This is a genomic window from Aporhodopirellula aestuarii (assembly GCF_023701485.1).
GTDB classification, from domain to species: domain Bacteria; phylum Planctomycetota; class Planctomycetia; order Pirellulales; family Pirellulaceae; genus Rhodopirellula; species Rhodopirellula aestuarii.
Map to the genome: position 1 here is coordinate 1 of NZ_JAMQBK010000006.1, position 14169 is coordinate 14169.

Annotated in this window: 9 protein-coding genes and 2 tRNA genes; 3 read left to right on the top strand and 8 right to left on the bottom strand. The window is 55.0% G+C overall.

What is annotated here, in order from left to right; genetic code table 11:
• Positions 1-547: 547 nt before the first annotated feature.
• From NB063_RS01140 to NB063_RS01175, 8 genes are all read right to left on the bottom strand, one after another.
• Positions 548-1573: an IS630 family transposase gene (locus NB063_RS01140; protein ID WP_250926893.1), complete on the bottom strand. Its 1026-nt coding sequence runs from the start codon at positions 1571-1573 to the stop codon at positions 548-550.
• 310 nt (positions 1574-1883) lie between these two features.
• The gene (gene gmd, locus NB063_RS01145) at positions 1884-2975 is read right to left on the bottom strand and encodes a GDP-mannose 4,6-dehydratase (RefSeq protein WP_250926894.1); all 1092 of its coding nucleotides are present in this window, start codon (positions 2973-2975) and stop codon (positions 1884-1886) included.
• Positions 2976-3160: 185 nt separating this feature from the next.
• Complete coding sequence (gene gmd, locus NB063_RS01150; protein WP_250926895.1) at positions 3161-4279, bottom strand: GDP-mannose 4,6-dehydratase; 1119 nt, start codon at positions 4277-4279, stop codon at positions 3161-3163.
• 408 nt (positions 4280-4687) lie between these two features.
• Positions 4688-6292 carry an exopolysaccharide biosynthesis polyprenyl glycosylphosphotransferase gene (locus NB063_RS01155; protein WP_250926896.1) on the bottom strand — a complete coding sequence of 535 codons (1605 nt, stop codon included), beginning with the start codon at positions 6290-6292 and terminating at the stop codon, positions 4688-4690.
• Between the two features lie 852 nt (positions 6293-7144).
• Positions 7145-8521, bottom strand: a complete 1377-nt coding sequence (locus tag NB063_RS01160; protein ID WP_250926897.1) for a hypothetical protein — start codon at positions 8519-8521, stop codon at positions 7145-7147.
• Positions 8522-9027: 506 nt separating this feature from the next.
• The gene (locus tag NB063_RS01165; protein ID WP_250926898.1) at positions 9028-9786 is read right to left on the bottom strand and encodes a hypothetical protein; all 759 of its coding nucleotides are present in this window, start codon (positions 9784-9786) and stop codon (positions 9028-9030) included.
• 394 nt (positions 9787-10180) lie between these two features.
• Positions 10181-10254 (bottom strand) — tRNA-Lys (locus NB063_RS01170).
• Between the two features lie 85 nt (positions 10255-10339).
• Positions 10340-10428: transfer RNA gene (locus tag NB063_RS01175), tRNA-Ser, on the bottom strand.
• Positions 10429-10630: 202 nt separating this feature from the next.
• Here NB063_RS01175 and NB063_RS01180 point away from each other — a divergent pair.
• The 3 genes from NB063_RS01180 (at position 10631) to NB063_RS01190 (ending at position 14014) form a co-directional block, all read left to right on the top strand.
• A complete protein-coding gene (locus tag NB063_RS01180) occupies positions 10631-11497 on the top strand; it encodes a polyphosphate kinase 2 family protein (protein ID WP_250926899.1) in 867 nt (288 codons plus the stop codon).
• Positions 11498-11582: 85 nt separating this feature from the next.
• Complete coding sequence (gene ispG / locus NB063_RS01185) at positions 11583-12737, top strand: (E)-4-hydroxy-3-methylbut-2-enyl-diphosphate synthase (protein ID WP_250926900.1); 1155 nt, start codon at positions 11583-11585, stop codon at positions 12735-12737.
• The gene (locus NB063_RS01190; protein ID WP_322975033.1) at positions 12734-14014 is read left to right on the top strand and encodes a glycosyltransferase; all 1281 of its coding nucleotides are present in this window, start codon (positions 12734-12736) and stop codon (positions 14012-14014) included. The genes ispG and NB063_RS01190 overlap by 4 nt, the downstream gene beginning before the upstream one ends.
• Positions 14015-14169 lie beyond the last annotated feature (155 nt).

The following is a 14169-nucleotide window of genomic DNA, read 5'->3' on the forward strand; positions in this document are numbered from 1 at the left end:
GCTGCAAACCAGCTACCCAATCACGAACCCTTGCTCAGCTTCGCAGATTGCCCAATGTGGCGCAATCGCCCTGGGTAAGTATACTATGGTGCCGTATACCACCACACGCTCGCTATAGTTTTCCGATCCCCTACTCATCGAACCGAGAACGCAATGATCAAGGATTGTGGTACGTTCGTTGCGACATTATATTGATAGTTGGCTTGTCCTTACTTTCGAGGTACATGCACTTTTTTGAGCTTTGAGCGATATTCGCCGAACGTCACGCGTTCCTTCGAATCGCAAGGGTTTCGGCGTGGCGGGGTGATCCAAGGTTGAGTGAGTCACGTTGCACGCATGCAGTCCGCAACAACTCGCAGCAATTGAACGTGCTCCACCACGAACACAACCTGTCACAAACATAGGGCAATCGCCGATAAAAGGGGGTAGTTTCCTACCGTGGAATCTCTGGTGCTAAACCAAGCAGGAGTCGAGTTGATGCTGGATTGAGCTCGGGGTTCTTTCCGCACTGAGAAAGAAGATCTGATTCTAAGCACGAGAACAGGAGTTATTCGGCGTAATGATGAAGCGACAGCATATAGGTCACTTCACCGAGTTCTGCGAGCTTCGATGTCAAAGTATCCAGCATAGTTTTGAACCGTTCCCAAGCATTTGCGGGCATCAGTTGGTACTTGAGTTTTTTCCACAATCGTTCGATCGCGTTGAGTTCTGGGCTGTAGGGAGGAATGTTGTAGACCAGCAAGCCCCGCTCCGCCCAACGCTCCACCGACGCCCTGAAGGTTTTGCTGGTGTGGCAAGACGCGTTGTCCAAGATCACCACGGTCGTTTGGTCGATGGTCTCGCAAAAATCGTCGAACACGTCGATGACGGTTTGCGTGTTGACGTAACCCTTGTGAAGGTAGGTCTGGGTTGTACCGTCTTGGTGCTCGAAGCCCATCGCCTGCACCGTCGATCCGTGCGCGCCGGTGACAGGCACATCGGTGCGTTCACCAACCGGAAGCCACCCATAGGGAACGACTCCCTTGAGGGAGAAGCCAGCTTCGTCGAAATAGACTACGTTCAATCCAAGTTCTTCGAGCAGCTCGGCAAGTTCTGCTTGAGCGAGTCGAAACGCTCGTTCGTCCCGTTTCTGCCGAAGGCTGCGGCGAAACCGTTTCCAGCTGAGATTGAATCGTTTGGCGTATCGCGACAGGGACTTGCGGCTGATCGATTTGCCCGTTTTCTCTTTCAGCTTCGCAATCACCTTTGCAGGGTGCGAGGGATACTCTCGGAGAAGATCCTCGAGGATCCGCTGCTCCTGTTCGACGAGTTTTCGCGGCCCGCCCGGTCTGTCGTCATCGAAAAGGGCGTCGACTCCTCCCTGGTTAAAACGCGAGATCCAGCTGGCTGCGGTGTCGCGATCAACACCGAAGATGTCCACCAGTTGACTAACGTTGTAGCCGGCGTCACAGAGGATGATCGCGTGTCCCCGCATTCGCGTGTAATGATTGGGATGTTGTTTCCAAAGTTCGACAAGACGATCGCGTTGTTGTTCACTTTTGATTTCCGCAAACAGAATTGCAGGCCGTGCCATGATACTCCTCCCGTTGAAGTTAGGAGGAAACGACGCTGTGGCGGCCGCCTGACCTTCAGGCGAAATGCTAGCAAAACCACGAGAGATTCCCATCGAACCAATGCTGCAATTCGCTTGCCAATTAAACACAATCAATCCTGTTCACGTGCTTAGATTCTTTGTCTGACGCTTTGTGCTTGTTTGCCGAGCGAGCGTTTCATTTAGTTCGTCAGTTGGTGTCGAATTGAGCGTGCAAGATAGATTTGAATGATTGTCGGTGGCGACTACCGCTAGGAAAATTCAATATTCAGTTCGAATTGCGAAGCCATTATTAGGATTTGCCGGAACTTGCATTCGGCGGTGATGTCCACGCTTGTGAGGCGACGGCACAATTGGGGAATCGATTGCGATTAATCAACAATAGATCCGCGTCAACCATACTTCGCACTATCGAAGCCAAGTCTGACTGCGGTTTCCAGCCGAGCCGCTGCCACGCTTTGCTTGGATCTCCTACCAGCATGTTGACTTCGGCGGGGCGAATAAACCGCTGATCCACTTCATAGTGGTCTTTCCAGTCAAGCCCGACTGCTTCGAAAGCGGTCTGCAGAAATTCCTGGACACTGTGGTCGACCCCGGTTGCTAGTACGTAATCATCAGGATTGTTTTGCTGTAAAATTTGCCACATACCTACGACGTACTCTGGTGCATAACCCCAGTCGCGACGAGCGTCGAGGCTGCCCATCTTAAGTTTGTCTTGCAGGCCGACTGATATTGCGGCGGCGGCCTGGGTGATCTTACGGGTGACAAACGATTCGCCGCGTCGAGGTGACTCATGGTTGTAGCAAATTGCATTGCAGGCAAAGAGGTCGAAGGATTCGCGGTACAAACACGTCATGCTGGTTGCGAAAGCCTTAGCCACTCCATACGGGGTGACGGGCCGCATCGGAGTGTGCTCATTTTGTGGTGACGCAGTGGGGCGACCGAAAATTTCACTGCTGCTTATTTGCAAAAACCGCGGTCGCTTGGCTAGATCACGAATAATCTCCAGCAGCTTCAGTGTTCCCATGGCGGTGAACTCGCACGTCGACTCGGGGATCTCGAAACTTGTGCCAACATGGCTTTGGCCTGCGAGGTGATATATTTCGTCGGGCTGAATTTTCGTAAGAAGTCGGCGAATGGTGGTAACATCATCAAGGTCCGCATAGTGCAAAAAGAGTCGTTTTCCGTAGACTTCTTTGTCTTGGAATATTGGGTCTAACCGAGCCCTCGTCGTCGAACTGTTTCGCCGCACGAGTCCATGGACGACGTAGCCCTTTGACAGCAAAAGCTCACATAAATACGAACCGTCTTGACCGGTGATACCAGTGATCAAGGCAAGTGGCGGAGGAGCGTTGGAGGAATGCAGTTGAAAGTTGGATGTCATAATTGGTAGTTGGCATGGGGGAAAAGTCGAGTGAAGGCAGAGCCGAAACTGAAGCCACTGGATATTGAGGTTCGTTCACGCTCCGTAACCGCGGGCACTGACCGATCGCCGGAGACGCGAGAATTCTTAGCAACCACACCACCTCTATGCTGAGGATTTTTATCTGACAACTGGCAGCCTTCCGCCTACTCCACGGCGAAGCTGACGCTGTGGCCATGGAGCTTTAGGAGGGCGTGGCAGCGGGCTTGTTCGAGGTCGTTGGCTACCATCTCGGCGCACATTTCTTCAACGGTGATTTCGCATTCCCAGCCGAGTTTGTCTTTTGCTTTGGTAGGATCGCCTAGCAGCGTTTCGACTTCGGCGGGGCGGAAGTAGCGAGGGTCGACTCGGACAATCACGTCGCCGACGGAGACTTCAGGAGCCCTTTCGTGATCGGTGACCCCGGTGACGGTTGCAATTTCGTCGATTCCTTCGCCGCTGAATTCGACTTCTAAACCGGCTTCCGCGGCTGACATTTTCACAAACTCACGGACGGTAATTTGTTGGCCGGTTGCGATGACGAAGTCGTCTGCGGTCTCTTGTTGCAGCATCATCCACTGCATACGGACGTAGTCTTTTGCATGTCCCCAGTCGCGGAGTGCGTCCATGTTGCCGAGGTACAGGCACGGCTCTAGCCCCTGGGCGATGTTCGCCATTCCCCGAGTAATTTTACGCGTGACGAAAGTCTCGCCGCGGCGCGGCGATTCGTGGTTAAAAAGAATTCCGTTGCACGCATACATCCCATAGGATTCACGATAGTTGACCGTGATCCAATACGCGTACAACTTGGCGCACGCATAGGGGGAACGCGGATAAAACGGCGTTGATTCCTTTTGTGGGATCTCTTGGACGAGACCAAACAGCTCGGATGTGGACGCCTGGTAGAATCGTGTTTTCTGCTCAAGACCAAGGAAGCGGATGGCTTCGAGAAGTCGAAGCGTTCCGAGGCCGTCGACGTCCGCAGTGTATTCCGGAGACTCGAACGAGACCGCAACGTGGGATTGCGCACCCAGGTTGTAGACTTCGTCGGGTTGAACCTCTTGGATGATCCGCGTCAGGTTCGAGGTGTCCGTGAGGTCGCCGTAATGAAGCTGGAAGCGTTTGCTCCCTGCGTGTGGCGATTGATAGATATGATCAACTCGTTCGGTATTGAACGATGAGGCGCGGCGTTTGATGCCGTGTACTTCGTAGCCCTTTTCCAAGAGGAACTCAGCGAGGTAAGAGCCATCTTGGCCGGTGATGCCGGTGATGAGTGCACGTTTCATTGTCTATCTAAGTCCTAAGAAAGTTCGGCTTTCGCAATTTTCAGGCGACTTCAGGCGACGATTGTCGCCTGTTGTGAAGCCATCGCTGCGACTGAGGATGAAAAACAATTTGGGAAAATTGTTCTACAATGCGAAACGCGAAAGTCGACGCTAGCATCCATGCCGGAAATATCGGGGCTCGGTATAGTGATGCGTCTGCCGCCAAAAAAGTTATTTGTTTCTAGATGTGTGTCACAGCTTAGTACTGGACGGCTTGCGTCGTTCCGCTAACAAGCAAAAGCCTTGCTTTTGCAGTTCAAAATGCTTCACAGCGTTGCGTTTTGGCGCTAGCCACGATTTACCGAAAAACCGGGGCTATCGCCCAAACGGCTAAAATCATCAACCTTCATTCCAAGTTGTGACTTAGTGCTAACACGCGCCTTCTTGGAAGAGAGCCGTTTTGATCGTTCGCCAGAGAATGAAGATGTCGGTTGCGATGGACCAATTGTGAAGATAGAAACGGTCGAAGTCGATCCGCTGTTTGTAGCTGGTGGAATTTCGCCCGCTCACCTGCCACATGCCGGTGATGCCGGGACGCACCATTTGATACATCTCGAACACATCGGGATGCTCTTGGATGTATTCGCGGTCGTAGCTACTGCAGTCGATGATCGGCCTGGGCCCGACCAGGCTCATCTCGCCACGTAGCACGTTGATCAATTGCGGCAATTCATCTAAGCTTGTTTTGCGAATGATACGGCCGATACCTGTGATCCGTGGGTCGTTTTGAAGCTTGTGTGTCGCATCCCACTCCGCTTTCATTTCAGGGTTGTTGCTCAAGTACTCATTCAGTTTGCGATCCGCGTCGCAGCACATGCTTCGAAACTTGAGGGCGTCGAAGGGTTGACGAAATCTGCCAACACGCGACTGGCGATAGAAGATTGGGCCGGGGTCTGTGAGTTTGATCGCCAGGCCGATCAGTACCATCACAGGGATCCAGAATGGCATGGCGCCGACAACTAATATTAGGTCCATGGCTCGTTTTGCAATCATAGCCTGGGGGCTGAGCAGTGTCGTTTGGCAATGCATCTCAACCCGCCCGTCTGCCTCAACGATCCGCACGTTTTCGGTGGGTTGGCTGGATAGGTCCATGGGAACCGCAACATGCGGTATGCCATGAAAGCTGGTGAATTGGTTGCTAGACATATCGTGGCAATCGGCAATCGCGATCCGGCACGTGCCCGATTCGAGCAGTATGTCTTCCAGTTCGCTGATGGGCCCGATGTACATCGGTGCTGATCGCTTTACTCTGGCTCGTACCGCATTGGCCAAGAGCACTTGGTCGCGTTCCAGTGCAGCATTGTGTTCGAAGTTGTTCGTCCAGTGCGGGTGGGGATCGTATACGATCCCCACTGGCCTTAGCCCATCGCTGCCCATTTTGCCAAGTCGTTCAAACAAGCGAGCCGCTCTTTCCCCATTCCCGACGACCAGGATAGGCTGCGTCCACCAGGCTTGGGAGGAAAGTAAATACCGGGCAAGCGACCGAGACGACGACAGCAAAAACAGAAAAACTATACTGAAAATCAGCCAACAAACCCAAGGGAAGCTGCCCGCAAAGAACATGCCCAATCCCATGCCCACGCTTACGTAGAGGGCTGTCTGAAGATGTCGTCGGAACTCCGTCGAGTGCGACATTCCACACGCTGGGTATAGGCCATGGAACAACTGGGCGAGCAATGTGATCAAGATGGCGACTGGAATAAACCCCGCTTCAATGACTTCACCGACTAAGACGCCAATAGAGGAAGCCGTTATCGCCGACGCACCGGCAGCCGCAGCGTCAGCAATGATGAGTGGGATCGCAAACCTAGTGTCCAGCCAGAATTGGCGCCGCCCCAGCCTCAACGCCGATGCAGTGCTGATCTTCGACTGATGCTCAGGATTCGATCGCGGTACTGAACTCGCATTCGGCCAGTTTAGCGAGGACGAGGTAACGCGTGAGTCAATTCCAGCTTCATAAATCAATGAACTCATCACACTGTCTTCCTGGTCTGAGGAATTGAGGTCGACTTCAATTTGCCGAGGTCGAAAGTTGAGTGCATGTTCTGCATGATTACCCAGCGGTGGTAAACTCGAGTCAAGCATTTTGTAGGGGGTGTCCGCGCGCACTTCGTGCCTTTGGGTGGCACTAGCTTCCCCCTGCGAACGAGGGGGTTGCGCGGCTGCTCATTTCGTTCGCCCCTAGGTTAGCTACGGCTTTGACGCGATCAACCAGCGAAATTTTGAATTCAAAAGTAAAGGCTTTGATCAGCCCATTACGCTGACGAAGAGTGGGATACGAACGCCGTTTCTGTCGAAAAAGCGAGGAAATATCCAAATTGCGTAGCTACCGAGGATATGTGTCCTGTTTGATAACACCGCGTGCCAACCACTGCGGTTAGCAAGACAAGTCCCTGGGGAATGGCGGAGGCACGCCAGCAATGTTCGGCGTTATTTCAGGGCTTCCGGTTGATCGCGGGGGCTGCTGCCCCTCGTGTTGCCAGGCAAATTTGCTCGTCAAGGTCGTTTGAGACGCGGAAGGCTGGCTACTTCGACTTCAGATTGATGTCAACCATCGGGCGTCTCGATCTCATCGCAACAGCCACGCCAATTGCGGTGGTTCGTGTTAATGACTCATTCTTGGTTTGTGGTTCTTACCGGGGTTGGCGGCCTTCCACGCGATTCATCGAAAATCGTGACAAAGCAAGTCGCGTCCGCACTTGGCGTCCTGGCCGGCCATTCGCGGTCGCAAGGTATCCTCGCCTGACTGATGCGTTTTCGCTCGGGGTAATAGTGGCAGGGCGTACGGCAGTTACTCGGTACGGAGGCGGCAGCAAGGTCGATTGGTTAGCCTGTCACTTGTCCCGTTCGAACGAGTTTTGCTTGCGCGGTTAAGCCTGCGGCGGCCCCCATTTGGAAGAGAGTCCAGAATGAAAAGTCATACGACCAGAACACGGTTATGATTTCGAGCATTACCGCAAAGAGCATGCCTGCATACGCGAAGCAAACATGGTTCTGCGATGGATAAAAGTACGTTGATGCAACGGGGCCAAGTCGGAGGCTTAATGCGATTGCCACGAGCAACGAAGCTGTAAATAGGGCAATGCCGATCCATCCAAACCGTAGGCCGACATTTATGTAGGAGTTGTCGACGATCCCCAATTGCTTTCGTATTTCGGGGGCCGCGGGGAGTCCCGGAAGGTTTCGAGGTGGGAAGCCCGTTGAATTCGAGGTGCCGAATCCGAGCGGGCCTCCTTTGATCACAAGAGGGCCGTAGATCTGCACAACAAAAATCCGATGTCGTGAACTTGTGGTGACGGCAGGAGAACCGTCGCCGTCCACCTGTATAATCCGAGCAGTTTCTTTTCCAGTGCCTTCTGAGTCGAAAAGCCGGATCGCAGCCTCTGTATTGAGGCTGACTGCGGCGATGCCCAAGATAACTAAGGTCGCAATCGCAATTCTCGCGGCTCGATTTGCGCATGCCCATGCAAACCCAAATGCAATGAAAGTGCAGAGTATTGGACCTCTCGATATTGTTGACGCGATGCCAAGGCAAATAACTGCTAGCAGCAAGCACCCAAGTATTTGAAATTTCCGTGTCGCAGTCGAGCGGAGGCAGAGGTCAATCGCAAACGGAATCGTTGAAAGTAGGACAACGCCTAGAAAAATTGGGTGTCGAACCGGACCGATTGCACGATAAAACATGCCGTAGCGTAGGCTACTGGTGCGGGCAACCTTGTCATCAACCGTGGTGAAGGCAATTTCCCATAGATTGATTGAAGTGAATGCCTCCAAGACAGCGGCGAGCGAAATGAACACGGCGACGGCCACAAAGATCGGTGACAGTTTGGTGAGCGAACCGGGGTGTAGAAATGCGTAGCGTCCGGCGGCGTAGGGGAGCATCCATTGGCCGTAGGCCTGGGCGGCAAAGGTGAGCGGTTGGCCATCGTGGTAGGTGTCCACGGTGATGTGCCAAACCATTAAGGCGGCAACCAAGAAATCCAGCAAATTGAGGCATCGGAACATCTCACGCCATGAATGCGCGCAATACGCGACCAGCAGAATAATGGCTGTCGCCATTGTGACGTTGATCTCGGTATCGGCGATGGTGATTTCGAACCAGGTTCCAGCCAGCAAGGACGCAGCCATGCCAGCGCCGAGTGCGTATTGCTTGCCATGCCGGTATCCATACCACGCGGCGAAACCGCAGGATACGACCAGCATGATTGCGAAAGAGACTGCTTCGGTGAACAAGAGAGGTCAGGTGTCCATTTGCGGAAAACATGCCAAAAAACGGGCGTAAGGGATAGCCCGAGTGTAATTGCCGGGTGGCCGGTAGGGAAGTTCGCGAGGGTCAGTGGCAATTGCGAACCGCTCGTTCAATCTAGTCCTTAAACGGCAAGTGGTTTGTTTGGTTAAGGACGACCACGCTCTGTAAACGCCAGAGTTTGAGGATGATCGCTCAAGCATTCGCGCAAGTCAGGGATCGCGTAAGTGCGAGGGTAACCGTCATCGAATCACGCGACCGGCGTCCTGTGCCGGTGCGTTCGCGTCAGTCGCAAAGTACTTTTTTGACGAAACGCCGGTGTCTGCCAGTTGAGAGCACCGGAGTTTCGTGAGAGAAAAGGATTTGAATGAGAGCCGCATGGATGTATTTTATTCTCGCGCGATCGCACATATCGGGGTGATGCGTTTGTAGTATGCGAGACGCTTCAGTGGGCTGCGGATTGTTAGAGTGCGAGCGTGACGGCGGCAATGGTCAGGCCGCCGGAGAGATAGAGGAATGGGGCGTCCCAGGTATGAGGTGACGCGGCTTCGGTCGCTGTCATGATCGGTGGTAGTAACAGCATGAGTGCGATCCATTGCCCGGTGCTGACGAGAGGGTAGACGCAGGCGACTGAGAGCAACGCAACGATCCAAACGCATGCGCTGCCCTCGATCGATCGGACGTAGCTGCGGTTTTTGGCTAACGATGGCACGCGGTAGGTGTGTTTTCCGAACCGGACCCCAACCGGCTCGGCCAGCCCGTCGCCGATGCCGGTGACCACCAGTGGGATGCTGACTAATGCCGGGATGTCCAGTTCTTGAAAGGCTAGAAAAATACCCATCAAGACAATTGCCGCCACAACCGCTTGGCTGATGATCCAAAGTAGAGTGTGCGGGCGATCTTCGGGTCGATCAACGGCAGCGAATGCCGTCTTCATCATCGACACCCGCTCGCGTACCGGATGGGACATCGCGAGTGTTGCTATCGTGAACACACACACCGTCGCTAGAAACGTGGTGATGCTCGGCTGGTACGGAAAAACCTTCGCCAGTAGGAACGGGCACAGCATCAACGCGAAATGGTTGATTTTGCGAGTGTAGTTCACTTTCCAGTTGCGATTGACCACCAGCCAGCCGGTGGCCCAGCAGAGTACTGCCAGCAGCAGCTGATGCAAGCTGATCGTCCAGAGGAAATTCGTGGGCAGGTTCAGCCAGTTGTTCAAGATGACGATTCAAAAATGACGGTGGAGCGATAAGGTTGAACCGAAGTCGATGAGTCGGTCAGGCGACAGATGGAATCAAGGCTAATCACAGGCGTCGTTTTTACGAACCGAATGCGTTTGGCTCTCTCGTCGAATAGGGTAGTCAGCGGTTCTCGTTTTCTCTCCTGATTTACCTGGGATTTCTATCACGTGTGCCCGTTGCCTTGCGGTCTTTCTGGGCGGCGAAGCATTTCGTCGCCAAGGTGGGACGAGCCGAGCCAAGCGGGAGGGCCAACGGACGCCACTGCTGCTCAGGCGGCACCGAGACGCTCACGTTTCCCGGTCGGGCTTCGTTCGAGCGGGAAAGAGGCCGCGGCTGCCTGTGGCTCTCGCTGCTGTGCGAGAGAAAAAGAAGTGGAAGTGCTGGGACTCGAACCCAGGACCATTCGATTAAAAGTCGAATGCTCTAACCAACTGAGCTACACTTCCGGGTGAAGGACTGAGAAACAAAAACAGCACCGTTGTTTGGACGGTGCTGCATTGAAATCAGCGATCCTACGTTTTCGTTTACAAGCGGAGCGGACAGGATTCGAACCTGCGGTACGGTTTGACCCGTACGCCGATTTAGCAAACCGGTGCTTTCGACCACTCAGCCACCGCTCCTGGTGGAATCTTGCGTCTGTGCGGGATTGTGCTTTATTGCGGTCGCCTTGGCAACCCTTGTTCAACGGCACTTTTCGGGGACTTTGGACGACCCCGGATCGGCACGCTACACTGCGGCACTCGGCCCGACGCGTTTTCCATCATAACCCGTTCGTTTTCGGCTGACTGACCGCTCCGTGTCCACCTTTTCTGAACCAATTCGATGCAAGACACGACCTGGGATCTGAATCCGAAGTTTGATTTCCGAGACGAACACGGTGTTCGGCGGGGAAAAAAGGTCTCGCTGGCGAAGATTCCTACTGAATTTGAGGGGCCGTTTAGCGGTAAGGAACACGGGGTGGCGTTTAAGGAAAATGCCATCGATGAAATTCGCGATCTTCAATATCAGATGTTCACGGAGGCGAAACAGTCGCTGCTGATCGTGCTGCAGGCACCGGACGCGGCGGGCAAGGACGGATTGATTCGAAAGGTCCTCGGTCAAATGAATCCACAGGGGTGCCGAACATACCCATTCAAGGTGCCCAGTAGCGAGGAACTCGCCCACGATTTCCTGTGGCGGATCCACAAAGCGACACCCGCGGCGGGCAAGGTTTCGATCTTCAACCGTTCGCACTACGAGGACGTTTTAGTGGTTCGGGTGGAGGACATTGTTCCCAAATCGGTATGGGGACAGCGATACGAAATCATCAACGATTTCGAGAAGCTACTGGCACACCGGGGAACTCGGATTTTGAAGTTTTATTTGCACATCAGCCCCGCCGAGCAGCTAGAGCGGTTTAAGAAACGGCTCGACGATCCCACCAAGCACTGGAAGCTCAACGCCGGTGATTACGAGGCCCGTTTGAAAGCCGATTTGTACCGAGAGGCTTACGAAGACGTATTTGAAAAATGCAATTTCAGACATGCCCCCTGGTACATTATCCCCGCGGACAAAAAATGGTATCGAGACGCCAGTGTCGCGGCGATTGTCCGGGACACGTTTCGAGAGATGAATCCCCAGTTGCCGCCTGTCGACGCGGATCTTGACGAAATCCGCCGGCTCTACCAACGCGAGCTTGGCAAGCAATAGGGATTCGCTCGACGTCGTTCCGTTCCGCCGAGCCAACGCTCACAATCCCAGAACCAGTTCCCTCCCTTTTCTATCCTTTCTTCTTATGTCGATTCAGCGAAATCCCACCCGTCCTGTCACCATCGGTTCGATCACGATCGGCGATGGCAATCCGATTGCGGTGCAGAGCATGACAGCGACGAAGACACAGGACGTCGATGCCACGGTGGCCCAAGCCGAGGCGTTGCGGGAACGCGGTGCCGGCGTGGTGCGGATTGCGGTCGATAGCGCGAAGGACGCTGAGGCGTTGGCGGAAATTCGCAAGCGGACGACCGCCAATCTCGCGGTGGATTTGCAGGAGAACTTCCGGCTCGCCGAGTTGGTTGCGCCGCATGTCGACAAGATCCGCTACAACCCCGGGCACCTCTATCACCACGGTCGTGACATGACGTGGCAGGACAAGGTTCGCTACCTGATCGATCTGGCGGGGACAAACGGGTGTGCCGTTCGGATCGGAGTAAATTGCGGCAGCGTCGATCCGGCGAAGAAGGAGAAATACGCGGCGGACGATTCGATCACGCCGATGCTCGAGTCCGCCTTCGAGCACTGCGAGTTGGTCGACTCGTTGGGGTTCCATCAATTCGTCGTGTCGTTGAAGGACAGCGATCCGACGAAAGTGGTCGAGGTGAACCGTCGGTTTGCGGAACAGCGTCCCGACGTGCCGCTGCACCTCGGCGTTACCGAAGCCGGGATGCCGCCGGAGGGCATTATCAAAACACGGATCGCGTTTGAACAATTGATCGGCAAGGGAATCGGTGACACGGTGCGTGTTTCGCTGACGTTGCCGAACCCGCGCAAACCGGAAGAGATCGACGCGGGCCGCGAAATCGTCGACGACGTTTATGCCGGGCGGGTGCGGAGTGTCGTGCGATTTGACGACACGAAGCTGAACATCATCAGCTGCCCGAGTTGTTCGCGGGTCGAGAACGAGGCGTTTGTGGATCTCGCCGCGAACGTCAAAGAAATGACCGAATATGCGAAGGATTTTGCAATCACCATCGCGGTGATGGGGTGCCGGGTGAATGGGCCCGGAGAAACGGATGACGCCGATTTGGGTTTGTGGTGCGGTCCGGCGAAAGTCAATCTGAAGAAAGGTGAAGAGGCCCTGGGGGCGTTCAGCTATGACGAGATCCTTCCCAAACTCAAAGCGGAATTGGACGCGTTGATCGCGGAAAAGACTGGATCGGCAGCGGGCGTTTGAGTCCAGAGGCAGGTCCGTTGACGCCACCGGCGCGGCGCACCCGCGTGCTCTTGATGGCGACGTCGATGCGGGGTGGCGGCAGCGAACATCAGGTCGCGTTGCTGGCACGCCATCTGCCCCGTGATCGCTTTGACGTGCATTTGTATCTGACCCATCGGGTTGGCGAGTTGCTCGCAGAGCTTCCCGACGATGTGACGATTCATTCCCCTACGCCCGCAGGCCATCGCGGTCTTTTGCAGCGGCTCGCCGATCGATGGCCGGGTACGATCCTGCGTCGGCAAGCGGCCGAGTTCGCGGAGTTGGTTAGACGAGAGCGGGTCGATGTGGTTTACGATCGCGCCTTCCACAACACCCTGATCGCCGGTCATCCGTTTATTCGCGATGTTGTGACCGCGCGGCGGGTGTCGACGATCGTTAGTCCGCCCCACGTCGCGTTGCCGATGGTGGAAAAGCGGTTTGTGGCTGCAAAACGGCGGCTGCTCCGCGGTGCGTACCTGCGAAGTGACGCGGTGATCGCGGTCAGCACGGCGGCGGCGGATTCAGCGGTGAAATATTATGGTCTGCCACGCGATCGAGTCATCGTGGTCGCCAATCCTGTCGATGTCGAACGGGTGCGGAGATTGGCCGGTTTCCCGGAATCGACGGAGAGGGCTCGTTCCTCTTTGAGGCCGCGAGTTGATACGGCCGGGCCGTCCGCCGATGGTCTCGTTCGGTTGCGATTGGTTTGCGTCGGGCGGATGACTCGCGAAAAGGGGCAGGTGGATTTGATCGAGGCGGTCGCTCGGCTGCGTGGTCGATGGCCGGAGACGGGCGTGCCTCGATTGGCGATCCGCTTTGTCGGTGATGGCCCCGACCGCGAGACGCTTGAGCGACGATGGCACGAAATTTCCGATGCTGATGGCAGCTTGGATGGGCACGTCGTTGAGTTCGCGGGGGTGATTTCCCCGGCGGTTTCGGAGATCGCCCGTTCGGACGCGTTGGTGTTGCCGTCGCATTTCGAAGGCATGCCCAACGTGGTTTTGGAGGCGTTTGCCTTGGGGGTGCCGGTCGTCGCGACGAGGTCGGGGGGGACGACGGATTTGGAGTCCGAGGCTGGAAAGCCCACCTGTTTTTGGGCTGATCCGGCGTCGCCCGATTCGCTGGCCGAGGCGTTGCTCGCGATGGCGGGGGATCCGACGGAGCGGGCCCGTCACGTCGCGGAGGCCGCTGAATTAGTGCGTTTGCGGCACGGGGTGGAGGATGCCGTCAACAAAATCGGCGAGATATTGCTCGGATAATCGGCGGAATCGTTATACTCGCCGGCTTACCTAAGTTGCCTAGGCGAGTCGCTGGTAAAAGACCCAATTTTGTTGACACCTATTTTTTTCGTCAATTATAATTTTTGCTTGCGACCACACCCTTCCCACCTCTCTCTTGTCTCCTTGGAACCACT

Excerpts from the sequence above, each read along its gene's own strand:
- NB063_RS01140 (WP_250926893.1), bottom strand. The coding sequence starts at position 1,573 with ATGGCACGGCCTGCAATTCTGTTTGCGGAAATCAAAAGTGAACAACAA.
- gmd (WP_250926894.1), bottom strand. The coding sequence starts at position 2,975 with ATGACATCCAACTTTCAACTGCATTCCTCCAACGCTCCTCCGCCACTT.
- gmd (WP_250926895.1), bottom strand. The coding sequence starts at position 4,279 with ATGAAACGTGCACTCATCACCGGCATCACCGGCCAAGATGGCTCTTAC.
- NB063_RS01155 (WP_250926896.1), bottom strand. The coding sequence starts at position 6,292 with ATGAGTTCATTGATTTATGAAGCTGGAATTGACTCACGCGTTACCTCG.
- NB063_RS01160 (WP_250926897.1), bottom strand. The coding sequence starts at position 8,521 with ATGCTGGTCGTATCCTGCGGTTTCGCCGCGTGGTATGGATACCGGCAT.
- NB063_RS01180 (WP_250926899.1), top strand. The coding sequence starts at position 10,631 with ATGCAAGACACGACCTGGGATCTGAATCCGAAGTTTGATTTCCGAGAC.
- ispG (WP_250926900.1), top strand. The coding sequence starts at position 11,583 with ATGTCGATTCAGCGAAATCCCACCCGTCCTGTCACCATCGGTTCGATC.